Origin of the sequence: Dermacoccus barathri, assembly GCF_015070805.1 — a bacterium.
GTDB classification, from domain to species: domain Bacteria; phylum Actinomycetota; class Actinomycetes; order Actinomycetales; family Dermatophilaceae; genus Dermacoccus; species Dermacoccus abyssi.
In genome coordinates this window covers 184,779-208,403 of record NZ_JADCTK010000003.1, presented here as the reverse complement: position 1 = coordinate 208,403, position 23,625 = coordinate 184,779, and the positions used below count along the sequence as shown (strand labels likewise).

The 23,625-nt window shown below is 65.2% G+C and carries 20 protein-coding genes, 1 tRNA gene and 1 pseudogene; 13 read left to right on the top strand and 9 right to left on the bottom strand.

All coding sequences use genetic code 11. The features are described 5' to 3' along the window. Positions 1 to 41: 41 nt before the first annotated feature. Together IM689_RS06620 and IM689_RS06615 are read left to right on the top strand one after the other, a co-directional pair. Positions 42 to 1,775 (top strand): ABC transporter ATP-binding protein, encoded by a 1,734-nt coding sequence (locus IM689_RS06620; protein WP_193643386.1) that lies wholly within the window; start codon positions 42 to 44, stop codon positions 1,773 to 1,775. Then, positions 1,772 to 3,766: an ABC transporter ATP-binding protein gene (locus tag IM689_RS06615; protein WP_319803824.1), complete on the top strand. Its 1,995-nt coding sequence runs from the start codon at positions 1,772 to 1,774 to the stop codon at positions 3,764 to 3,766. The genes IM689_RS06620 and IM689_RS06615 overlap by 4 nt, the downstream gene beginning before the upstream one ends. A 92-nt stretch (positions 3,767 to 3,858) precedes the next feature. On the opposite strand, the gene IM689_RS06610 is transcribed toward IM689_RS06615, so the two are convergent. Together IM689_RS06610 and IM689_RS06605 are read right to left on the bottom strand one after the other, a co-directional pair. Continuing rightward, positions 3,859 to 4,953 (bottom strand): NADH:flavin oxidoreductase/NADH oxidase, encoded by a 1,095-nt coding sequence (locus IM689_RS06610; protein ID WP_193643385.1) that lies wholly within the window; start codon positions 4,951 to 4,953, stop codon positions 3,859 to 3,861. Positions 4,954 to 5,074: 121 nt separating this feature from the next. Beyond that, positions 5,075 to 5,980: a hypothetical protein gene (locus tag IM689_RS06605; RefSeq protein WP_193643384.1), complete on the bottom strand. Its 906-nt coding sequence runs from the start codon at positions 5,978 to 5,980 to the stop codon at positions 5,075 to 5,077. A gap of 142 nt (positions 5,981 to 6,122) precedes the next feature. Between IM689_RS06605 and IM689_RS06600 the strand changes: the two genes are divergently transcribed. The 4 genes from IM689_RS06600 (at position 6,123) to IM689_RS06585 (ending at position 8,640) form a co-directional block, all read left to right on the top strand. Then, the gene (locus IM689_RS06600) at positions 6,123 to 6,908 is read left to right on the top strand and encodes a CoA transferase subunit A (RefSeq protein ID WP_193643383.1); all 786 of its coding nucleotides are present in this window, start codon (positions 6,123 to 6,125) and stop codon (positions 6,906 to 6,908) included. Between the two features lie 413 nt (positions 6,909 to 7,321). Beyond that, positions 7,322 to 7,966, top strand: coding sequence for a CoA transferase subunit B (locus tag IM689_RS06595; RefSeq protein ID WP_193643382.1), 645 nt, complete (start codon positions 7,322 to 7,324; stop codon positions 7,964 to 7,966). 69 nt (positions 7,967 to 8,035) lie between these two features. Further along, the gene (locus IM689_RS06590) at positions 8,036 to 8,398 is read left to right on the top strand and encodes a hypothetical protein (RefSeq protein WP_193643381.1); all 363 of its coding nucleotides are present in this window, start codon (positions 8,036 to 8,038) and stop codon (positions 8,396 to 8,398) included. Positions 8,399 to 8,567: 169 nt separating this feature from the next. Further along, positions 8,568 to 8,640: transfer RNA gene (locus IM689_RS06585), tRNA-Lys, on the top strand. 613 nt (positions 8,641 to 9,253) lie between these two features. Here the strand turns inward: IM689_RS06585 and IM689_RS14885 are convergent. From IM689_RS14885 to IM689_RS06570, 4 genes and pseudogenes are all read right to left on the bottom strand, one after another. After that, positions 9,254 to 9,325: pseudogene (locus IM689_RS14885) on the bottom strand (hypothetical protein); the annotation flags it as partial. A 346-nt stretch (positions 9,326 to 9,671) separates the two neighbouring features. Further along, complete coding sequence (locus tag IM689_RS14650) at positions 9,672 to 10,304, bottom strand: recombinase family protein (RefSeq protein ID WP_227484574.1); 633 nt, start codon at positions 10,302 to 10,304, stop codon at positions 9,672 to 9,674. A 181-nt stretch (positions 10,305 to 10,485) separates the two neighbouring features. Further along, positions 10,486 to 10,728, bottom strand: coding sequence for a hypothetical protein (locus tag IM689_RS06575; protein ID WP_193643380.1), 243 nt, complete (start codon positions 10,726 to 10,728; stop codon positions 10,486 to 10,488). After that, complete coding sequence (locus tag IM689_RS06570; RefSeq protein WP_193643614.1) at positions 10,728 to 10,874, bottom strand: hypothetical protein; 147 nt, start codon at positions 10,872 to 10,874, stop codon at positions 10,728 to 10,730. The genes IM689_RS06575 and IM689_RS06570 overlap by 1 nt, the downstream gene beginning before the upstream one ends. Positions 10,875 to 10,882: 8 nt before the next feature. Here IM689_RS06570 and IM689_RS06565 point away from each other — a divergent pair, with 8 nt between their 5' ends. The 6 genes from IM689_RS06565 to IM689_RS06545 all read left to right on the top strand — a co-directional run bounded on the left by IM689_RS06565 (position 10,883) and on the right by IM689_RS06545 (position 17,921). Further along, complete coding sequence (locus IM689_RS06565; RefSeq protein WP_193643613.1) at positions 10,883 to 11,245, top strand: hypothetical protein; 363 nt, start codon at positions 10,883 to 10,885, stop codon at positions 11,243 to 11,245. Between the two features lie 347 nt (positions 11,246 to 11,592). Next, positions 11,593 to 12,660 (top strand): ABC-three component system protein, encoded by a 1,068-nt coding sequence (locus tag IM689_RS06560; RefSeq protein WP_193643379.1) that lies wholly within the window; start codon positions 11,593 to 11,595, stop codon positions 12,658 to 12,660. Then, positions 12,575 to 13,147, top strand: coding sequence for a three component ABC system middle component (locus tag IM689_RS15130; protein WP_406565487.1), 573 nt, complete (start codon positions 12,575 to 12,577; stop codon positions 13,145 to 13,147). Before IM689_RS06560 ends, IM689_RS15130 begins: the two co-directional genes overlap by 86 nt. A gap of 2 nt (positions 13,148 to 13,149) precedes the next feature. Then, positions 13,150 to 15,099 carry a DUF3732 domain-containing protein gene (locus IM689_RS15035; protein ID WP_193643378.1) on the top strand — a complete coding sequence of 650 codons (1,950 nt, stop codon included), beginning with the start codon at positions 13,150 to 13,152 and terminating at the stop codon, positions 15,097 to 15,099. Between the two features lie 297 nt (positions 15,100 to 15,396). Next, complete coding sequence (locus IM689_RS06550) at positions 15,397 to 15,762, top strand: sulfate permease (RefSeq protein ID WP_193643377.1); 366 nt, start codon at positions 15,397 to 15,399, stop codon at positions 15,760 to 15,762. Positions 15,763 to 15,911: 149 nt separating this feature from the next. Further along, entirely contained in the window at positions 15,912 to 17,921 is a 2,010-nt protein-coding gene (locus IM689_RS06545) for an AAA family ATPase (protein WP_193643376.1), read from the top strand. Between the two features lie 9 nt (positions 17,922 to 17,930). Here the strand turns inward: IM689_RS06545 and IM689_RS06540 are convergent, their stop codons facing one another. Continuing rightward, a complete protein-coding gene (locus IM689_RS06540) occupies positions 17,931 to 18,215 on the bottom strand; it encodes a hypothetical protein (protein ID WP_319803823.1) in 285 nt (94 codons plus the stop codon). A 364-nt stretch (positions 18,216 to 18,579) separates the two neighbouring features. On the opposite strand from IM689_RS06540, the gene IM689_RS15030 reads away from it, so the two are divergent. Further along, the gene (locus tag IM689_RS15030) at positions 18,580 to 19,881 is read left to right on the top strand and encodes a M1 family aminopeptidase (protein WP_193643375.1); all 1,302 of its coding nucleotides are present in this window, start codon (positions 18,580 to 18,582) and stop codon (positions 19,879 to 19,881) included. Between the two features lie 39 nt (positions 19,882 to 19,920). Here the strand turns inward: IM689_RS15030 and IM689_RS06530 are convergent, their stop codons facing one another. Further along, a complete protein-coding gene (locus IM689_RS06530) occupies positions 19,921 to 21,981 on the bottom strand; it encodes a heavy metal translocating P-type ATPase (RefSeq protein WP_193643374.1) in 2,061 nt (686 codons plus the stop codon). A 173-nt stretch (positions 21,982 to 22,154) separates the two neighbouring features. Next, entirely contained in the window at positions 22,155 to 23,516 is a 1,362-nt protein-coding gene (locus IM689_RS06525) for an NAD-dependent succinate-semialdehyde dehydrogenase (protein WP_193643373.1), read from the bottom strand. Positions 23,517 to 23,625: the final 109 nt, after the last annotated feature.

Sequence of the window (23,625 nt, the reverse complement as noted above, 5' to 3'; positions counted from 1 at the left end):
GCTCGCGCGGCGTGAGCGGTGGCGGGGCTACGCTCGACGCCGTGCTTCTTCGCCTTCTGCGCGAGCGCCTCGCGCCCTACCGCGGCCTGCTCGCGGGCATCATCGTCGTTCAGCTCGTCAGCGTCCTGACGTCGCTGTACCTGCCCAACCTCAACGCCGACATCATCGACCGCGGCGTCGTCACCGGCGACACCGACTACATCTGGCGCACCGGCGGATGGATGCTGCTCGTCAGCTTCGTCTCCGTCATCGCCTCGATCAGCGCGGCCTGGTTCGCCTCGCGCACGGCCATGAGCGTCGGGCGCGACCTGCGCAGCCGCGTGTTTCACACCGTGCTCGGGTTCTCCTCGCGCGAGGTCGGCCAGTTCGGCGCTCCGTCGCTCATCACGCGCTCGACGAACGACGTGCAGCAGGTGCAGATGCTCGTACTCATGGCCTGCAACCTCATGGTCATGGCGCCGATCATGATGATCGGCGGCATCACGATGGCGCTACGTCAGGACGTCGGGCTGTCGTGGCTCGTCGTCGTGTCCGTGCCCACCCTCGCCGTGCTCATCGGGCTCATCGTCGTGCGCATGGTGCCGGGCTTCCGACTCGTGCAGGAGCGCCTCGACGTCGTCAACCGCGTCATGCGAGAGCACCTCTCGGGCATCCGCGTCATCCGTGCCTTCGTGCGGGAGCCGCACGAGCTCGAGCGCTTCGGGGAAGCGAACGACAACCTGGCCCGCGCGAGCCTGCGCGTCGGCAACCTCATGGCGCTCATGTTCCCGTCGGTCTTCCTCGTCATGAACGTCTCGACCGTCGCCATCTGGTGGTTCGGCGGGCACCGCGTCGCCGCCGGAGACATGCAGATCGGCGCGCTCACCGCGTACATGACCTATCTCATCCAGATCCTCATGGCCGTCATGATGGCGACGTTCATGTTCGTCATGATCCCCCGCGCCTCCGTGGCCGCGGAGCGCATCGGCGAGGTGCTCGGGACGTCGCCGTCGGTGGTGCCACCCGCCGACCCGCAGCGCCCAACCGAGAGCCATGGCGTTGTCGAACTCGACGGCGCGACGATGTGCTACCCGGGCGCCGACGCGCCGGTGCTGCGCGACATCACGCTGCGCGCCGAGCCCGGAACGACGGTCGCGATCGTCGGCTCGACCGGTTCCGGCAAGTCGACCCTGCTCTCCCTCGTGGCCCGCCTCATCGACGTGACGGACGGGGCGGTGCGCATCGACGGCGTCGACGTGCGCGACCTCGACCCCGAGGCCCTGTGGGGCCGCATCGGCATCGTGCCGCAGCAGGCCTACCTCTTCAGCGGCACCGTCGCGACGAACCTGCGCTACGGCAACCCGGACGCGACCGACGACGAGCTGTGGCAGGCCCTCGAGATAGCCCAGGCGCGTGACTTCGTCGAACGCATGGACGGCGGCCTCGACGCCGCGATCGACCAGGGCGGCACGAACGTCTCGGGCGGCCAGCGTCAGCGCCTGTGCATCGCCCGCGCGCTCGTCGCGTCGGCGAACATCTACCTCTTCGACGACTCCTTCTCCGCACTCGACGTCGCCACGGACCGGCGCCTGCGCGAGGCCCTCGCACCCCACGTGCGGCACGCGACGGTCTTCGTCGTCGCGCAGCGCATCTCGAGCATCCGTGACGCCGACCAGATCCTCGTCCTCGAGGACGGCGCCGCCGTCGGGTTGGGTACTCATCACGAGTTGCTCGAGAGCTGCCCGGAGTACCGGGAGATCGTCGAATCCCAGCTCGGTTCGCGGGACGCGGCATGAGCGCCCCTGCAGGACGCGGCGCCCCCGCGAACGCGCAGCGCGGCCCGGGCCACGGCCCCGGCGCCGGAATGGCGCCCGCCGCCAAGACGATGGACTTCAAGGGCTCGTCCCTGCGCCTGCTCGGACTGCTGCGTCCCCACCGCCTCAAGGTGATCGCGGTGCTCGTGCTCAGCGTCGCCTCCGTCGCGATGAACGTGCTCGGCCCCCGCATCCTCGGTAAGGCCGTCGACGCGATCTTCTCCGGCTCGGTTTCGATGCGCCTGCCCACCGGGCAGACCAAGGAACAGGTCGTCGCCGGGCTGCGCGCCTCGGGCAACACGAAGTTCGCCGAGATGGTCAGCGCCATGGATCTCGTGCCGGGTCAGGGCATCGACTTCGGTCACGTGGGTCGGATCCTGCTCGCCGTCCTCGGCCTGTACATCGCGGCATCGCTGTTCCAGGTCGTCCAGGCGCGGCTGCTCAACTCGCTCGTGCAGCAGACGATGAAGAAGCTGCGCGCCGACGTCGACGCCAAGCTGACGCGCGTACCGCTCGCCTACGTCGACGGCCGCCCGCGCGGTGAACTCCTTTCGCGCGTGACGAACGACATCGACAACGTCGGTCAGTCGATGCAGCAGACGATGAGCCAGCTGCTCGTCTCGATCTGCACCGTCGTCGGCGTCGTCGTCATGATGTTCACCGTCTCGTGGATGCTGACGCTCATCGCGCTGCTCACGATCCCGCTCGTCATGCTCGTGGCGAGCCGCATCATGAAGAAGTCGCAAGGTCACTTCATCGCGCAGTGGCAGCACACGGGTGAACTCAACGGTCAGATCGAAGAGGCCTTCAGCGCGCACGCCCTTGTCAAGGTGTTCGGCCGCGGCCCGCAGGTCGAGGCGGCCTTCGACGATCGCAACGAGAAGCTCACCGACGTCAGCCGACGGGCGCAGTTCCTCTCCGGCCTCATGATGCCGATCATGATGTTCGTCGGGAACCTGCAGTACGTCGTCATCTGTGTCGTCGGTGGTCTGCGTGTGGCGTCGGGGCAGATGACGCTCGGTGACGTCACCGCGTTCGTCCAGTACTCGCGCCAGTTCACGCAGCCGGTGACGCAGATCGCGTCGATGGTCAACCTCCTGCAGTCCGGCGTGGCCAGCGCCGAGCGCGTCTTCGAGGTGCTCGACGCGCCCGAGGAATCGCGCGATGAGCCGGGCAAGCTGCCGCGCCCGACGCAGGGGCGCGTTGCCTTCGACGGCGTCGCGTTCGGCTACACGCCCGAGCGGCGCCTCATCGACGGTCTCGACCTCACCGTGGAGCCGGGCCAGACCGTCGCGATCGTCGGGCCCACCGGCGCGGGCAAGACGACGCTCGTCAACCTGCTCATGCGCTTCTACGAGATCGACGCCGGCCGCATCACGCTCGACGGCGTCGACATCCGCCACGTGCCGCGCCGCGAACTGCGTGAGCGCCTCGGCATGGTGCTGCAGGACAGCTGGGTCTTCCACGGCACGATCCGCGACAACCTGCGCTACGGCAACCTCGACGCCACTGACGACCAGCTCCAGGCGGCGGCCGAGGCCACCTTCGTCGACCGTTTCGTGCGGTCGCTGCCCGACGGCTACGACACGATCATCAGCGACGACGGCGCCAGCCTCTCCAGCGGCGAGCGTCAGCTCATCACGATCGCGCGGGCGTTCCTCGCCGAGCCGGACGTGCTCATCCTCGACGAGGCCACGTCGTCGGTCGACACGCGCACCGAGGTGATGCTGCAGCAGGCCATGGCGGCGCTGCGCCGCGACCGCACGAGCTTCGTCATCGCCCACCGTCTCTCGACGATCCGCGACGCTGACGTCATCCTCGTCATGGAGAACGGCGACATCGTCGAACAGGGCTCGCACGACGAACTGCTCGCCGCGCGCGGCGCCTACTGGCGGTTGTACGAGGCACAGTTCGCCGGGGCGGCGCAGACCGACACGGACGAGGGAATTGCAGCGGACGTGCGACCGGCCTGACGGGAGCCGGATGATTCCGGCGTCGTCGTCCGCATGCTTCGGCCGGGAAGACCGCCCCGACGTTCTCGAGGGTCAGGGCGGTCGACGGCATCTCAGCCCCGGGCGTGCTCCCACGCGCCGCGCGTGTACTGCGCCGGATACGGGGTCTCGCGCCACGGCAGCCCCAGTTCGGCGGCGGCGCGAAGCGGCCAGTACGGCTCGCGCAGGCCTGCTCGTCCGATGAGGACGGCGTCGGCGTCGCCCTCGGTGAGGATCGCCTCGGCCTGCGCGGGCTCCGTGATGAGTCCCACGGCTCCGGTCGCAATATCGGCCCCGCGTCGGATCTCGGACGCGAACCGCACCTGGTAGTTGGGGCCGACGGGGATGTCGGCGGGCACGTTGCCGCCGGTGCTCGTGTCGACGAGGTCGACGCCGACGGACTTGAGCTCGCGAGCGAGGCGGACGGTCTCGTCGATGTTCCAGCCCGTCTCGGCCCAATCGGTGGCCGAGACCCGCACGAAGAGCGGCTTCGCCTCCGGCCAGGCCCCGCGCACCTCGGTCGCGATGCGTAGCAGCAGACGGGTGCGGTTCTCGAAGGAGCCGCCGTACTCGTCGTCACGGCGGTTGGAGGCAGGGGAGAGGAACTCGTGCAGCAGGTAGCCGTGCGCTGCGTGGAGCTCGACGACGTCGAAACCGGCCTCGTCCGCGCGTCGGGCGGCGTCGACGAAGGCGTCCACGACGTCGTCGATGTCGGCGAGCGTCATGGCGCGGGGCGTTGCGTAACCGTCGAAGGCGACCGCGGACGGGCCGATGGCCTCCCAACCGCCTGCGTCGACGGGCACGCTGCCGGAGGGCTCACCCGCGAAGGGGCGGTAGGTCGACGCCTTGCGTCCGGCGTGCGCGAGCTGGACTCCGATCTTTGCGCCGTTCGCGTGGACGGCGTCGACGACGCGGCGCCATACGGCCATCTGGTCGTGGTTCCACAGGCCGGCGTCCTGGGGGCTGATGCGCCCCTCGGGCGCGACGGCGGTGGCCTCTGTCAGCACGAGCCCGAAACCACCGACGGCGCGCGTCGCGTAGTGGACGAAGTGCCACGCGGTCGGGATACCGTCGCACGCCTCGCAGCTGTACTGACACATCGGCGTGAGCCAGATGCGGTTGCGGAACTCGACGTCGCGCAGGGTGAGGGGTTCGAACAGCTGGGGCATGCGGGGGCCTTTCGTCAGGATCGGGCGCGGCCACGGACCGCGCCTCGTGGGGCCCATGCGACAACGGTGGTTAGGGACGCGATATTTCCTCGGCCCGTTGTCCTGGCCGCGAACCGCTCCGTCAGAACGCCGCCGATACCTCGCCGCGCTTGACGTCGGCGCGCCATCGCGTGAGGAACGCGGCACCGGCGGCGTCGTTCGTCAGCGCCGGATCGGGCGTGACCTCGACGGGGTAGGTGCGCTCGAGCAGGCCGTCGGCGGGGCGAACGTCGCCGTGGTGCACGACGAATCCACGCTCGTGCAGACGATCAGCCATCGCGTAGTCGCTGCGAGAATCGCCGAGGGTGCGCCACTCGCGCGGGGTGATGTCGAGACCTGCGAGGTAGGCGACGGCCTTGTCGGCGCCGACCTGTTTGCCCGTGCCGATGTGCTCGACGTCCGTGGAGATGATGGTCGGGTCGATACGCAACGCCACGCCGTCGCTGTTGTTGAGGGCCGTGCGGTCCTCCCACGCGACCCCGATCTCCTGCTGGGCGAGGAAATCCCAGATGCGCTGCTCGATCTCGCGTTGGCGGCGGGCGTAGAGGTCGAGGTCGATGCCCTGGTTGGCCTCGAAGCTGACCATCGCCTTCTTCGTCGCGTCGAAGAACATGCTGTCCTCGAAGTCAGGCGCGATGCTGCGGCAGAACTCGGCCAGGCCCGTGGGAACGCGCAGACGCTCGTCGACCTCGAGGTCGTCGCCGGCTCCTTCTGCGTGCTCGGCCTTGGGCACGAACCACGTGGAGCCCTTCTCGCACACCGCGAGGACGACCGCGTCGTCCGGTAGGCCCGCACTGACGAGCGCGGGCATCACGGTGCGCGCGACGAAGACATCGGAGCGACCGGTGTTGAACACGAGAGGGATGCCCGCCCGGGCCATCGTCACGAGGTCATCTGCGATGGATGCGATCGCGATCGTGCGCGTCACCGGGCTCGCGACGGGGCCGTCGACGTCGAGCAGGAGCGCGTAGAGGGGCTTGGAGGTCATGGATGCAGTCTGGCACCACGCACTGGCAGGGCATCACGCCCCACAGGTTCGGTTAATGGTGATTAACTGGATTCGGATGTGAGGTGGATCTCACGGCCACATGGTCCCGTGCCGCCCGAAGTCTTCGAGTGCAGGAGGAGAAGTGGACAAAGTCGTGGCGTCTGCCGCGGAAGCGGTCGCGGACATCGGAGACGGTGCGTCGCTCGCCGTCGGAGGATTCGGCCTGTGCGGCATCCCGAGCGTGCTGATCGGCGAGCTGCACAAGCTCGGTTCCAAGGATCTCGCGGTCGTCTCGAACAACTGCGGCGTCGACGACTGGGGCCTCGGGGTTCTACTGCGCGACAAGCGCCTGCGTCTCGTCACCGCCTCCTACGTCGGCGAGAACAAGGAGTTCGCGCGCCAGTACCTCGAGGGCGAACTCGAGGTTCATCTGACGCCACAGGGAACGCTGGCGGAGAAGCTGCGCGTCGGCGGCGCCGGTATCCCGGCGTTCTTCACGGCCACGGGCGTCGGCACGCAGGTGGCTGACGGCGGCATGCCGTGGAAGTACGGCGCTGATGGCCAGGTGGAGAAGGAATCGCAGCCCAAGGAGACGCGTACCTTCGGCGAGGGTGACGACGCCAAGGACTACGTGCTCGAGGAGAGCATCGTCACCGACTTCGCGCTCGTGCGTGCGGCCAAGGGTGACCGTCACGGCAACCTCGTCTTCAACCTGTCTGCCCGCAACTTCAACCCGCTGTGCGCCATGGCCGGCAAGACGGTCATCGCCGAAGTGGAGGAACTCGTCGAACCCGGCGACATCCACCCCGACGAGGTGCACCTGCCGGGCATCTACGTGCAGCGGGTGGTGGAGCTGACGAAGGAGCAGTCGGAAGACAAGCGGATCGAGAAGCGCACGACCCGCGATGCGGAAGGTGGCGCGAAGTGAGTAGGCGAGGGTTCGCGGGGCGAGCGTTCGACCATGAGTACGAGAAGCGCACGACCCGCGATGCGAAAGGTGGCGCGAAGTGAGTAGGCGAGGGTTCGCGGGGCGAGCGTTCGACCATGAGTACGAGAAGCGCACGACCCGCGATGCGAAAGGTGGCGCGAAGTGAGTAGGCGAGGGTTCGCGGGGCGAGCGTTCGACCATGAGTACGAGAAGCGCACGACCCGCGATGCGAAAGGTGGCGCGAAGTGAGTAGGCGAGGGTTCGCGGGGCGAGCGTTCGACCATGAGTACGAGAAGCGCACGACCCGCGATGCGAAAGGTGGCGCGAAGTGAGTAGGCGAGGGTTCGCGGGGCGAGCGTTCGACCATGAGTACGAGAAGCGCACGACCCGCGATGCGGAAGGTGGTAACTGACATGGCGTGGACACGTGAACAGATGGCGGCGCGAGCCGCGACGGAGCTGGCCGACGGCGACTACGTCAACCTCGGCATCGGCCTGCCGACGCTCGTGCCGAACTACGTCGACGATGACGTCGAGCTGGTGCTGCAGTCCGAGAACGGTCTCCTCGGGGTGGGCGCCTACCCCACGGATGAGGCAGTCGACCCCGACCTCATCAACGCGGGCAAGGAGACGGTGACCCTGCGTCGTGGCGCGTCGATCTTCGACTCTGCGACGTCGTTCGGCATGATCCGTGGCGGCAAGGTGGATGCGGCCATCCTGGGCGCGATGCAGGTGTCGACGAACGGTGACATCGCGAACTGGATGATCCCCGGCAAGATGGTCAAGGGCATGGGCGGCGCGATGGATCTCGTGCACGGTGCCAAGAAGGTCGTCGTCCTCATGGAGCACTGCGCGAAGGACGGTTCGCCGAAGATCCTGCCCGAGTGCACGCTGCCGATCACGGGCCTCGCCGTCGTCGAGCGCATCATCACGGACCTGGCCGTCATCGACGTGACGGACGATGGGCTCGTGTGTATCGAGCTGGCCCCCAACGTCACCTTCGACGAGGTCGTCGAGAAGACGGGCGCGCCGCTCAGCGCCGGGGTGGGCATTGCCTGACGTTTCGCGGCCCCGCGCGGGCTTTCCTGTGTGCCAACGATGTAGCGTGAAACCAGGAGGTGTTCGTTCATGGGAACGTGGAATTACGTGGTGAACCAGCAGCAGTTCACCGACCAGTACGGAGAGGGTGCCGCGGTGCGGTACGCCGCGGTCATCGGAGACATTGCCGCGCGGATGACACCGGGTGATCGTGAGGGTGCTCTGGAGATCGTCAACGCGGCGTTCGACGAGCACGGTTTCGACATGCCGGAGATGATGCGCGACAAGATCGCCGAGAACCTGACGCTGGCGGAGCACGACCGCGTCGTCATCAGCGACGAGTTCGACAACGTCATCGCCGAGCACTCGCTGCCGAGTGACCGCGAAGCCCTCGACGAGGAGGACCGTCCTCACATCGATCCGGAGAGCGACTCGCGCCCGACGTACAGCTGACGTCGGTCAACGCCTGACTGCGGAGCACCCACGCCGGGTGCTCCGCAGTCGCGCGTTCCGGTCGGTCGTTGCGCGAGCCGCGCGCAACGACGACGCGGCGGGGCGTTGTGCGCGGGTGTGGCCCGTCGGGCTAGGCTGGCCCACGCGCTGCGCGAACTCGCCGGCGCCAGGGCCTTTAGCTCAATTGGCAGAGCTGCGGACTTTTAATCCGTAGGTTGTGGGTTCGAGCCCCACAGGGCCCACCCCACGCACAAGGCTCGAACCCTTGCCAATGGAATCGTTGGCTCGGGTTCGGGCCTTGTCGTTGTCCTGAACCCAGTTGAGCGCGTTGGCGTTCACTTCGGGGTCGAGGAGCATCTCGAAGGGGCGGTTGTTCTCGACGCGAAGCTCGCCGTCTTCGTCGATGTAGACCTTGGTGAAGAAAGCTTGATTGCACAAGCGCCGGTTGGCGTCGTCGCACCGCTGGTAGATGTTGGCGCAGTCGGCCAGCAGGTTCAACGCGACGTCAAGATGGACACGAGCGTCGGCGTAGTCACCGTGGTGGGCGTCGATGCGCCGGTTGAGGTTGTCGAGTTCGCCGAGTATGCGGTCTTGTTCTCGTTTGAGCACCGGCAGCGGCACGGCGTCGGAGTAGTGGGCTTGCATGAGCCGATCTTGTTCGTGTTCGAGCCGGGCGCGGTGCTTGGTCAGGCGTTCGAGTTCATCGGTCTCTGCGGCCATGAGCCGGTCGAACTCGTGGTGGAGCATCCCGGACAAAGCATCGCGCTGTGCGGGGCTGATCTGCACCCGGGCGTAGTAGTCCTCGATGAGCTTCTCGACGTCCTCGATCAGAATCGCCCCTCGCGTGCAGTCGGTGCGCTTGGAGTGCCGTCCGGAGCACACGAAGTAGCAGTAGACGTTGCCGTGGCGGTTCTTGGCGTTGGACACGATCAGCCGGGACGCACACTGTCCGCAATAGACGGTGCCCTTGAGGTAGTGGTCATGGACCTGGGTCGCCTCGGCAGCACTCTTGTGGGCCGTGAGGACGGACTGGACCTGGTACCAGACCTCAGGCGGGACGAGCACGGGGTGGGTCCCCTTGTAGCGGGTGCCGCGGTAGACGACATCGCCCTTGTAGTAGGGGTTGTCAGCAGTCGATGGACCGAGGAGACCGCCAGCGGCTTCGGTGGCCGCTTCGGAGTGGGGACACTGACCAGGCCACGGGAAGTGAGTTCGTCATGAAGCTGGCTGACGGTCCAGTTCCCCAAAGCGTAGGCCTTGAACGCCCACTCGATCAGGGGGGGGCGCGTTCGGGGTCGAGTTCGACGGTCCGGACCTCGCGGCCCTGGTCGTCGCGGACGCGGACGTTGAGGTAGCCGATGGGGGCTTTGCCAAGGGTGCCACCGCCGATTGCCTTCTGTGTCATGCCTTTGGTGACCTCGGTAGCGAGGTTGCGGGAGTAGAACTCCGCAATGGTCGCCATGATGCCGTGCAGCAGCATGCCCGAAGGAGTCTCGTCGATGTTCTCGGTGGCCGAAACCAACATGACCCCGGCCTGTTGGAGGGCAAGGTGGATGGTCACGTCGTCGGCGCGGTTGCGGGCAAGCCGGTCGACCTTGTGGACGATGCAGTAGGCGACTTTGTTGGCCTTGACGTACTGGATCATTCGCATCAGGTCGGGCCGGTCGGCGGACTTCGCTGAGGCTCCGGCGTCGACGAACTCTTCGATGATGGTTGCACCGAGCTGGCCGGCCTTGCGGCGCACGGCCTCACGCTGGGCGGGTATGGAGAACCCTTCGTCGGTGCCACCCTTGGACGCCTGTTCACGGGTGGAGACCCGCAGATAGGAGATGGCGGCTGCCGTGCTGGTGGGCGGGTCGATCAGGCTGGCCGCCGGATCAGCAGCAGGAGTTGTTGCGGTGGTCATCGGGTCCTTACCTCTCACGCGATTCGTCCTCGCGCCCCCGGATGCCTGGGAGTGGATGTTGGTCGTGAGAGCAGCCATCGGTGTGGCTGTAGGACGAGACCCGACGGGGTCACGGTGCGTGTTGCCCGCCGTGGCGGGGTTTAGGACCACAACACCCCGCGTGCGCGAGGCTTTGCTGATTTCATTCTACCAACGGCCCTGCGCCACTCGCTGTTTCGCCGGTTGGTGCGGCCGGGTCACGGTAGGTCTCTGGTGCTTTGGCGGCGCGGCGGTCGGCGCGGCTGCGGCCGGTCTCCTGCAAGGTCAGCCGGATCAGCACCTCGGCGAGCTTGTGCAGGTCGGCTTGGTCGCGGTATCCCGCGCGCACCGAGAACGACCGCTCCTCGTACCGGCGCCGTTCGGTCTTCTTCACATAGCCGCCCATCAGTCCCGCACCTCCCCGGTCACCGGGTCGACATCGATATCGTGGTCGTCGTCCAGGATGGCGTAGGACTCATCCTCGGCCTCCTGACGCTTGCGAACCTGAGTTTGAACGAACTGCACGAACTCGGCGTCACGGTCGGCGATCACCAGGATCGATGACCGAGGACATGCGCCAAGCACTCGATGAACGACGCGAGTTGATCGAGCAGCGGGCCGACGTTGTGCTCGGTATCGCCCTCGACGAGAAAGCCACGTGGACGAAGGCACTCGGGACGCCACCTGGTGATCCGCGCAAGGCGCTGAGCTGGCGGCGCCATGCCCGCACTGTGGCTGCCTACCGCGACCGCTATGGCATCACCGATGACACACCCCTGGGCACGGCGGCCGTGACAACCGCACAGAAGATCGACGCTGCCCGAGCCCGCAGTGCACTTGAGCGAGCGGGCGAAATCGCCCGCGGGAGCAGTGCCCGCGCGGAGCGCAGGGTCGTGCGCAGAGAACAGGGACGAACGCTATAGCGTAACTCTAAGAGGGCAAGGCGCACCCGAAGGCGTCGATAGGCTCGAACTACGGTACTTGGGCCGTCCGGGTTGGGATATCTCGTCGCGGGCAGGGTGCGAGTTCGACTCGAACCGTGGCTCACCGCAGCTCGCTGCGCGAGCCGATCAGGGGTCTCCGCACTCTCGCGACGGTAGGGTGAGACCAGTGATGGACTGTGCCCCAGGAGGTGAACGCATTGACGCAGGAGTCGTCGCATAGCGCTGCTGGCCAAGCCCTCGGATACGTCCACCAATGCATGTGGGCACTCGTTGAACTAGGAAAGCGCGCCACCTCAGAGCCAGCGGCTCAGCTTCGGCTCGAAACCTTGGATGATATCGAGTTTGATAGTGCAGGTTCACCTACAGAACTTCTGCAGACGAAGCATCACACACGCGGCGGCGGTCCGCTCACAGCTCAATCAGTTGACCTCTGGCGAACTCTGAATGTCTGGATGGACTTGCCTTCGGCCGACACGCTCGTGCTACGCCTGGTCACCACCCGGACACTCAGTGAAGAGTCAGGCCTGATTCGCCTTCGTGACGGGGAGAACCGTGACACTTCGGTAGCGCTCAACGAGTTGTTAGATGCGGCAAGTACATCGACGAGCAGGACCACTGATAAATGGCGTCAGAAGTTCCTTGACCTCGACGAAACTGCCAGGGTTGAGTTGGTAGATCGAATAATCATTGACGATGGATCGCTGCCAGCAGCCCACATCGACAAGGAACTGGTCCGAACCTTCCGGTATGCATACCCAACCGGACGAGACGAAGTCTTCCTTCACCTCCTCAAAGGATGGTGGTCAGGTGTCTCGGTGCGACTCTTGAGCAGGACGCTGGAGGCTGTGACTGGTCAAGACTTGATCGTGCAAGTCACAGAGATTACAGACCAACTTAAGAGCGACACCTTGCCCGTCGATCCACTCGTCATGCAAGAGCATGACGAGTCGATCTCTGATCTATATAAGGATCGGCCGTTCGTGCAGCAACTCCTCTGGATCGCGCTAGAAGACAACCGTCTTTGGAAAGCGATCCGGGACTATCATCGATCATTCACTCAACGCTCTTTCTGGCTTCGCCACCAACTTCTGGCGGAGACTGAACTTGACCGGTTCGCCTTTCGCCTTCACGACGAGTGGGAGCAAACCTTCGACTCGCGAGTAGCAGCCATGAGACGGGAAGGGCGGACCGACCACGACGTAGTCGGCCAAGAAATCCTAGAGGAATTGGCGCGAGAGTCGCGGGCCCGTCTGCGGGACCGCTTTGACGAGCCCTGGTTCAACCGTGGAATGTTCCACGCACTCGCCGATGGTGAGCTGGGGTATCGGGTTGGCTGGCATCCCGAATTCGAGTCGAAGCTGGAGGAGATGCTTAGCTATGTCTCATCTACCTGAAGCGCCGGCTTCACCTCCAGCCCGCCCGCCAGAGGCCGTGGCACTCTTCAACACCGTCCTGACCTCGGAGCTGCTTGTGAACGCCTGCTGGGCGAAAGCCCAACAGGGCACTACCGGTCTCGCGTGGCCCGCTGCTTACCTCATCTTGCCGCTCACTCTTCACCCGGAGACACGAGATAGTCTGCCCCGTGATCGACGGATCACCCTCGCTCGTTGGGCTGTACGAAATCACGATTTGCTCGCGGACATGGAATATCGAGTGGCGAACATGGCACTGCCGACCAAACGAGCCATCCGCCACGGCCTCCGAGCCGGGCGACTCGGACTTGAGGGAACCAACCTTGTTGCGCTTGCTAGGCCGAAAAGTGCCACGTCGCAATGGCCCACAGAACTGAGTGCTTCTGTCAAAGCAGCTCGTTTTTGCGGACAATGGTTCAACGCCATTGAGACGCACATGGCGTTTGAACTACTCGGGATCGGAGGCTAATCGTGCACATCGTATCCCTGGGAGTGTTCAATGAGTCGGGGCGACGTCGTGATGTCGAGTTCCGTCTGGGTGCTCTGAATATCCTGACTGGGAAGTCGAAGACCGGTAAGTCTGCGATACTCGACATCGTCGAATACTGCCTCGGAAGAAACACGGTAACAATTCCGACTGGAGTCATTAGCGATCACGCTTCCTGGTACTACGTGATCGTCCAGTTCGCGGATGAACGCGTGCTGATCTGTCGGCCGAACCCGGAGGGTGCCAGCACTCATCGGGCGATGGTTCGTACAGGCGGTCTCGACCTCGCTGCGCCTATGTTCGACGAACTCGAAGTCAACGCTGACACCAAGGTCGTGAAAGACACACTCACCGAACGACTCGGAATTGACTCCTTTACCATCGATCCCGAGGGTGGCTCTCTCAGACAGTCCTACGACGTCTCAGTCCGACAAGCACTCTTCTACTGCTTCCAGAATCAAGGGGAGATTGCAAGTCGTGACGTGCTCTTTCACCGACAGGTGGAGAACGACATCAAGACAACGATCCGCGACACACTTCCGTACTTCCTCGGTGCAGCGACGCCTGAGCAAAGTGCCGTGCGGCGCCAACTTGTAGCAACACGTAGAACTTTGCAACGAACCCAAAACAGCATCCGCGCTGCGGAAGCAGACCTCGACCAGCAGGACAGCCGAGTCACTCACCTGATTGAGTCTGCGGTCAGCCTCAACGTGCTGCCTGATGATGCAGGGATCAGCGCCAGAGAAGGACTACGCGCGCTGTTGGAAAGCATCTTGGCCTATCGATCCGACAGTGTATCTGCCGAAGAGTTGGAGGACTCGCGCCGAAGGAGAGAGCTCACGGAAGAAGGGCGAACGATCCGGACTCGAATCCGTGAAGTTGACGATCAACTCGAACTGCTTGGCAAATTACAAGACGAACAGACTGACTCGCAGGCCGAAGGCCAGTACCAGGCTGACAGGCTTCGCGCGCTCGACCTGCTCGTCCCGAAGTCTGCGCTGACCGGCGGAGACGTGGGGGTTTGCCCGCTGTGCGATCAAGGTCTAGACCACCCAGATGAGACCGTTGATGAGTTGCGATCGCTCCTGAACGCTCTGGAAACTCGCCTCGAAGCGTCGAAGGGGATCTCCTCTCGACGCCAAGCGACAATCGAACGTCTGGCGGCGAGCCGCGAACCGCTCGTGGAAGCACTCCGAGAAAACGTCGTTGAACTCGATGCCGTTGCTCAACAAGAAGCTGCGATCGCAGCGGGCCGTGAGCGACGCGAACGAATCGCATTCCTTCAAGGCCGGGTCAGCCAAGAACTTGAACGAGGTGTCGACATCGCTGCTGACCTCGCTGAACTGCGAAACGCTGAACGCCGGTATCGCGGACAGCTCGCGCGGCTGGAAGACATGAGTGAGCGGGACGATCCCGCTGCTGCTCTTCGTACCGCCATCGACTCGGTGTCTGAACTGATGACGGACTATGCGCGCTACCTTCAGCTAGAGGGCTCCGAGCATCACGTCCACCTTGATCCAGTTGAGCTGACCGTAGCCGTTAAGCGACCCGGAGGCCGCGTCCCACTTGGCCGCATGGGAAGCGCTGAGAACTGGGTCGGCTACCACCTCGTCGCTCACCTCGCCCTCCACCACTGGTTTGCGACGAACGGTCGACCTGTTCCGCGGTTCCTCATGCTCGATCAGCCGACGCAGGCATTTTTCCCGGAAGAGGTCGTTGATGCTGCTGAAGATGAGAACGCCGACTGGGAAGCAGTCCGGAGACAGTTCACATTGATGCGAGATGTCGTAGCGGTGCTTGCCGGTGACCTCCAGGTCATCGTGTGTGACCACGCGAACCTCGCAGACGACTGGTTCCAAGAGGCAGTCGTCGAAAACTGGCGAAACGGTGTCGCTTTCATCCCCACCGACTGGCTGGAGGAAGAATCGGGATGAACGCCAGAGCGACAGGTGCTCCTGCTCTACGGAAGCGGCTGTGGTCGACCGGGCTGGCTCGCGGCGAAGGCAAACGGTAGACGGGTCTGCACCTTCTACCCTGTGTATGGCTATCGCCGTTCGCGATTCTCCTAGAATGCTCGCCCCGAAGCGGGGTTCCATCTGTCTTTGCGCGGGCGTACATTAGTACACGAGGCAGGTTCTTCTCATTTGCGGGTCCTTCGGGACGACCCATCACCGGCGCTCATACACGTACTGCCTCCTCGCCGGAGACACACGTGTGACGAGAGGCCTGCCATGATCCGCCTGATCTGGACGCTCAGCGCCAACACCGGCTACTACCTGCGCCGCTATATGCCCACCAACCGGCTGCTCGACGCGATCCGACGCCGCCACAATCTGAAGTGGGGCATCCCCGTGATGCTTCTCGCTGCGCCCTACCTGCTAATCGCTAGCATCTGCACCAACGCCCTCGACCAGGGCGCCCCAAACTGGCTGAATCTAGTGGTGTTGTGGTCGGTGTGGATCTCGATGAAGTTCACCATCATGGGACCAGTCAGCTTCATCCTCCTGATCCACGCCCGGGTTCAGGAAGCCCTCGCCCAGCGCCGCGTTCCGGCCCGCCCAGCGCACAAGCCGTTTCAGCGAGCCGTCGCGAACTGACCATGGAGGTCGCGCCATAGCACACGATGAGTTAGCCCTGGCAGTTGCCTCCTGCGCCTGATGCTTGCGCGGCGTGGCTCTCGTCGCCACCTGCTCTCGGCATGACACGATGAACTTGTGTCGAAAGTTGAACGAGAGGAGCGACACCTATGCGGCTGTCGACCATCGAGTTCAACGGCTACAAGCGCCTCGATCGGGCCTCGTGCAACGTTGACGGCCACACGATCGCTTTCATCGGTCCCAACGAGTCCGGCAAGAGCAGCGTCCTCCAGGGCTTGGCGTGGCTGACAGACAACGATCGCGATGATCCTGCTCTGTCTCTACGCGAGCAGAACCGCCGGACGCGGCCAGACTCAGACACCCTCGTCGTGCGCGCACGCTACCGGCTCGATCCTGACGACCTCGAAGCCCTACGCGACCTCAACATCGACCCCAGCGCACCGATAGATGCCAAGACGGTAACCGACTTCCGGTTCTCCCGACGCAAGGACGGCGGGCACGTCACCGGAGTCTTCACGACCGTCACCCGGAACCGCGTCCCGTTCGCGAAGGCATTCGACGCTTTGTCAAAGGTCGAACTCGCTCGCACTGACGCCCGTGACCTGCTCGACGAACACGATGTGGAGGACCTCGAAGCTGTTATCCGTGAGGCGCAAGTGGCTATCGATCCGGATGACCTGGAATGGAATACGGAACGGGTCGCTGGCTGCCAAGATGCGCTCACCCGCTTTCAATCGGCGATCGAACAGATCAGCCAGATCGATGTGCGTTCGGCAAAGCTTACAAAAATTCGGAGCAATGCCGAGAAGGCCCTCGGGCTCTTCCGAGCGGCCGCTGAGGCAGGTGAACTCGCCGATCCGACTGACAGCATGCGGGGTCTACTCGCCAGGAGGGTTCCGAAGTTCGTTCTGTTCAGTGACGACGATCGCGATCTGGCTGAGTCATACAACCTGAGTGACGAAGCAGTGCGTTCACAACCACCAGCACCGCTTCGGAACCTTCTGACCGTCGCAGGCACTACCGCCGAGGAAGTATGGAGCGCCATAGTCAGCGGCGATCCTGCGACGATGCGAACCCTGGGACGCCGCATGAACGAGACACTGAGTTCACGTCTCGAACCAATGTGGACTCAGTCGAAACTCACGATCGAACTCGCACTGAACCAAGGTGGGATTCTCGAAGTCAACATCCACGAGCTGGACAGCCCAGACTTCACAGTCACTCCGATCGCCGAACGAAGTGACGGCTTGCGCACGTTCCTTGGCCTGGTGTGCTTCCTGATCGCCGCGGACCTGGAAATCCCTCCCGTCCTCATGATCGATGAGGCCGAACGCAACCTCCACTACGACGCCCAGGCCGACCTCGTGCGGGTGCTGACGCGAGAACTACAGGTCCACAAGGTCATCTACACCACGCACTCTCCCGGCTGTCTGCCGCTCGACCTCGGAACAGGTATCAGAGTGGTGGCGCGGAGGCCCGACGACCTAGCCATCAGCACTCTTGAGAACAACTTCTGGACCAAGGCGGAGCCAGGCTTCTCGCACCTGCTGTTCGCGATGGGCGCCGAAGTTGCTGCGTTCTCGGCGTTCCGGCGAGCCGTCCTGGCGGAGGGAGTGAGCGAGATGATCCTGCTCCCGACGCTGCTCAGGAACGCCACAGACGGATCGCAACTCGACTTCCAGGTGGCATTCGGGCTCTCGAATCTCTCAGCCCCACGGGCAATCAGCTCCGTGGCGCTCATCACCACGTTCCTCGTGGACGGAGACCAGTCGGGCAACGACAAGAGGAAGCAACTCGTCGCAGCCGGAGTGCCCAAGGGTCACGTCTTCCAATTGCCGAAAGGAAAAGCGATCGAAGACCTCGTGGATCGTGCGACGTATCTAGACACAGTCAACGAGTTCCTGGCCGAACAGGACAAGAGCATCCCCTCGGGCGCACTGGCGAAGAACACGACAATCGCCAAGGCCGTGGATGACTACGCGAAGACTTACCTCTCCATGCCGGGCGGCGTCAGCCACAAGATCATCGCTACCCGGCTCGCGCTTCTCGGTGAAGACCTACCTCTCAACGCGGTCGGGCGGCGATTCCTCTCCGACCTGAGACCGAAACTCGAAGACGCCTTCCAGCACGCGTACGTGCTCACGCAGGAGGACGACTGACGAGGCGAATCACATCGTCGCTCGTACCCGACGTCCGCTCGGACGGATCGCGACACCGTGGGTCGCAAGCGCACGACGCACCACCTGCTGGCTGACCCCGAACCGCAATCCCACCTCCAGCAGCGTCAGGCCTCCGGCGTACAGCTCGACCGCTTCGGCGAGGTGGCACTCATCGAGCCCCCGCCGGCGTATCGGGACCGACCGGCGGACGAGGTGCGCCGCCGCTGTGCGGCGATGAATGCTGAACCGCTCACCGAGTTCCACCAGCGTCGCACCCGCCTCGTACAGGGCCACCAGTTCATCTACCTGCGCCGGGCTCAGAAAGGTTTGAGCCATCCCAACCGCACGGACCATCCGCCCCCGCGAGTCCACCACAGACGGCTCCAACGGTCTCCGACTCTGCTGGTAAACACCCCGCGACCTGCGCGAAGCCACAGTTTTCAAGGCCGGAAGGGGTTCTCGAACTCTCTACGGAGGTCCACCGACCTGACAGAGTCGATGGATCAGATTCATCGACACCGACGAGACCGCGAGCCTCGGCAGCGGTGGGGTCGTGGGTGCCGAACACATTGGGGGCACGATGACTCATCTCGAGTGCTGTGGGCACATTTCACGCCGTACCCTGCTCGCGGCAGGCGCGGGGGCGGGGCTGCTGGGGGTGGCAGGATGGTCACCTGTCTCGGCGGCAACCGGTGACTCCAAGTTGCCGAACAAGGGCGACTCCCGGTACTCGGTGAGTCACTACTCCATCGGTGACACCGTTCGCACCGGCGCCAGCGGCACACATGCCCGGGTCTACGGAGCGACGACGATGACGTGTCGCGCCGAGGTCGCGACGACATCACTTCTCATCGACTTCGCGCTCGTACCGAAGAGCGTCACCGTGAACGGTGTGAGCAAGCCGTTCAAGGCGGCCGGAACGCGGTATCAGTGGTCGATCACGGGCGTTTCTCTGGCGAAGGGGCAGTCGTTCACGCTCCAGGTCAGGTACGACGACATCCCCTGGAACCGGGTTCTCCTCAACCGAGGTACCCGTGGCGTCATCGAGAACGGCACCGTGACGACGTTCTCCGGTGAGCCCGAGGTGGCCGTGTTCTGGTACCCGAGCAACGACCGCATCGACAACAAGGCCACGTACGCGATCAGCATCTCGACGCAGAAGGGCAACCAGATCATCGCCTACGGTGCGCCTGCCCCGCACACCTTCGGCGACGGCAGCATGGTCAACACGCGCATCGTCATTCCGGAGCGGGTCTCGTCCTACAACCCCGGGCTCACCGTCGGGCCTGGTCTCGCCGTGAAGCGCGGCAAGCTCACCGCGGCAGGCGTGAGCGTCCCGTACCTGTACGCGGGCATGGCGAGCGTCCCGGCCAACCTCGTCACCCACACCGCGAAGTCCCTCGACTACTTCGCCCGGTTGTACGGCCCGTACCCGTTCTCGCAGTCCGGTGGGCTGACGCTGACGAACTTCCCCGTCGGTGGCCAGGAGCAGGTCGGTCTCGTCCAGTACAAGCGTTCGCTCGTCGACGGTTCTCCGAGTTTCATCGCGCACGAGAACGCGCACATGTGGTTCGGCAACTCCGTGACGGCCAAGGACTGGCGTGACGTCATGTTCATCCACGAAGGTCTCGCCGTCCTGCTGCAGAACGACTACGCACGTCACGCGGGCATCGCGGGGGCCTACACGCCCGTGAAGTCGACACTTGCGGGAAGCAGCGGGCCGGAGTACCTCGCGACGAGCCGCTACAACTACGTCTACGGCGCGCAACGCGCCATCCGCTACGCCATGGACCGCTCGTACCTGCGCGAGAACGCGCCGCGTCACACAGCGTTCCTCAAGGAGCTCGCCACGACGTATCGCCACGCGAACATCACCCGTGGGCAGTTCAAGGCGCTGGCGCAGAAGCACTCGCCCGTCAGCCTCGCGCCGGTGTGGGCGGACTACGGAATCAGCGGTTAGCTCGGGTCGGGGGCGCGCTCGTTCAACCCGCAGGCACGATCAGTCGTCCGCGGGGGAGCGCTCTGCCCACGTTTGCGGTCGCAGGTCGAGTCGGCGAAGCAGCTGTGCGTTGAGCGCCACGACGACCGTCGAGGCAGACATGAGGACGGCACCGACGCTCATCGGCAGCACGAACCCGACGGGTGCGAGCACGCCCGCAGCCAGTGGCACCGACACGAGGTTGTAGCCGGCGGCCCACCACAGGTTCTGCTTCATCTTGCGGTACGTCGCGCGCGACAACTCGATGACCGAGAGCACCGAACGCGGGTCGGAACTCGCGAGCACGACGCCCGCCGACCCGATCGCCACGTCCGTTCCCGCGCCGATCGCGATGCCCACGTCGGCCTGCGCGAGAGCCGGTGCGTCGTTGACGCCGTCGCCGACCATGGCCACCTTCCGCCCCTCGCCCTGGAGTTCGCTGACCTTCGCAGCCTTGTCCTCGGGGCGTACGCCGGCAAAGACACGGTCAATACCGAGCTCGTCCGCCACGTGGTGCGCGACGGCCTCGGCGTCACCGGTGATCATGACGACCTGCGCGCCTCGAGCGTGAAGGGCATCGATCGCGTCGCGGGATTCCGTACGCACGGCGTCGGCCAACTTCAGGGCGCCGATGATCTCGCCGTCTGCGAGGACGTGGAGGATGATCGCGCCCTCGGTACGCCACTCGTCGGCGACGGGCAGCTCGCGGGCGCCCTTCTGTTCGAGGAGGTGCGGCCCACCCACCTCGACGACGGCGCCGTCGATGTCCGCGCGCACTCCGACGGCCGGTGACGAGGTGAAGTCGCCGCCGCGCGGAACGTCGAGCCCGCGTTCGTCGGCCGCTGCGACGATGGCCCGCGCGAGGGGGTGCTCGCTGTCCGCCTCGGCCGCGGCGGCCAGCCGCAGGACGTCGTCCTCGCTGCGGCCCTCGACCGCTTCCACGCCCGTGACGGTCGGTTCACCCTTCGTCAGCGTGCCGGTCTTGTCGAACAGCACGGTGTCGACGGTGCGCATCGACTCGAGCGCCCGGCGATCGGTGACGAGCACGCCGGCACGCGCCGCGCGCTCCGTCGCGATCGAGATGACGAGCGGGATGGCAAGGCCCAGGGCGTGCGGGCAGGCGATGACGAGCACCGTGATGGTGCGGATGACGGCCTCGTTGGGGCGGTCGGCGACGAACCACACGATCGCCGTGAGAACGGCCGCGCCGAGGGCGTACCAGAACAGCCATGCGGCGGCCTTGTCCGCGAGCAACTGCGCACGCGACGAGGAGTTCTGCGCCTCGCTCACGAGCTTGCTGATGCCCGCAAGTGTGGTGTCGTCGCCCGTTGCCGTGATCTCCACGCGCAGACCGGAATCGGTGGCCACGGTGCCCGCGACGACGGCGTCGCCCTTCTCCCGACGCACCGCGCGCGACTCGCCGGTGACCATCGACTCGTCCATCGACGCGCTGCCGTCGACGATGCGCCCGTCCGCAGGCACCGAGGCGCCGGGGCGGACGATGACGACGTCGCCGACGACGAGGTCGTCCGGGGCAACCGTGACGACGCGGTCGCCGTCGACCTTCTCGGCCTCATCGGGCAGCAGTGCGGCGAGGGAGTCGAGTGCCGAGGACGTCTGCGCCAGCGAACGCATCTCCACCCAGTGGCCGAGCAGCATGATGACGACGAGGAGCGCGAGTTCCCACCAGAACGACAGCTCGTCGTCGAGAACGCCGAGGCTGGCACCCCAGGACGAGACGAACGCGACAGTGATCGCGAGAGCGATGAGCAGCATCATGCCGGGCTTGCGCGAACGCACCTCGCTCACGGCGCCGGACAGGAACGGCTTGCCGCCCCAGACGTACATGACGGTGCCGAGTGCCGGCGCGATCGCGCGCGTCCAGCCCGAATCGGGCAGCGAGTAACCCACGAGGTGGGCGAACATCGGGTCGAACGCGATGACGGGGATCGCGACGACGCTCATGATCGCGAACAGGCGCCGGAACATCGCGACGTGGTCGCCGTGGCCCGCGTGGCCTCCGTGCCCTGAGTGGTCGCCGTGTCCTGCGTGATCGTTGTGGCCAGATGTCTCGGGTTCCATTCACTCCTCCTCACGAGCTACACCGCCCCGCACCCCTGCGCCGGGCGGAGCTGCATTCCTCACTCGCGTCAACTTATACCCCATGGGGGTATATTCCGAGAAGGTGAAGCCACGACGCATCAACGAAAGATCCCCCGGCCGAATCGGAGCCGGGGGATCTCACGCAATGCACATCACTCGATGACGCGGATGAGCTTCTTGTTGAGGAACTCCTCGATGGCGTAGCGGCCGAGTTCACGGCCGAAGCCGGAGCGCTTCACGCCGCCGAAGGGCAGTTCTACGCCGTCGGCACCGACGCCGTTGACGAAGACCATGCCGACCTCGAGCTGATTGGCGATGCGCTCGGCCTGCTCGGAGTCCGTGGTGAAGACGTACGAGCCGAGGCCGAACGGGGTGTCGTTCGCGAGTTCGACGGCCTCCTCCTCGGAGCCGACCTTGAAGACCATGGCGACCGGGCCGAACAGCTCCTGGTAGTAGGCCGGGTTGTCCTTCGTGACGCCCGTGAGGACACCTGCGGGGTAGTAGGCGCCGTTCGCGTCGACGTCGTCGTTCTCGGAACCGACGAAGGTCGCGCCGCCGCTCACGGCCTCGTCGACCTGGGAGGCGAGGTTGTCGCGCGCCGCGACGGACGACAGCGGGGAGGCGCCCGAGGTCTCCTTCATCTTCTCGGTGAAGGCGGTGACGAACTCGTCGTAGAGGCCGTCGGCGACGATGAAGCGCTTACCGGCGTTGCACGCCTGGCCGGTGTTGTAGGCGCGCGCCTCGACGGCGGCCTGGACCGTGGCGTCCATGTCGTCGGTGCTGAGGAGGATGAACGGGTCGGAGCCGCCGAGCTCGAGCACGACCTTCTTGAGGTTGCGTCCGGCAATCTCGGCGACGGCGGAGCCGGCGCGCTCGGAACCGGTGAGCGAGACGCCCTGGATGCGCGGGTCGGCGATGATGTCGGCGCACTGCTCGTTCGTGGCGTTGAGGTTGACGTAGGCGCCCGTGGGGAAGCCGGCCTCGGAGAAGATCTGCGCGATCGCGGCTGCCGACTCGGGGCACTGCGGAGCGTGCTTGAGGATGATCGTGTTGCCCGCCACGAGGTTCGGGCCCGCGAAACGGGCCACCTGGTAGTAGGGGAAGTTCCACGGCATGATGCCCAGCAGCGGGCCGATGGGGAAGCGGCGGATGAGGGCGCTGCCCTCGCCGTCGAGAAGGTCGATCGGCTCGTCCTTGAGGAACTCGGTGCCGTTGTCCGCGTAGTAGCCGAGGATGGCGGCCGAGAACTCGACCTCCTCGACGCACTCCGCCGTCGGCTTGCCCATCTCGCGCTCGATGATGGCGGCAAGCTCGTCGGTGCGCTCGGCGAACAGCTCGGAGGCGCGCTTCATGAGCGCAGCGCGGTCGGCGACGCTCGTGGTGCGCGACCAGCTCTTATAGGCGGACGACACGGCGTCCAGGGCGCGCGAGACGTCGGATGCATCGGCGGTGGGGTAGGTCTCGACGACGTTGCCGTCATGCGGGTCGGTGACGGCGTACTGCGAGGTGCTCATGATTCTCCTCGGTTGGGGATGTGATCAGCCTCAGTCTGGTGGGTGAGGCGGCCTCGATCGGCTCTCGCGCTCACCCCATTTCTACCGGGTTGCCCCGCCGCCGGTGGAT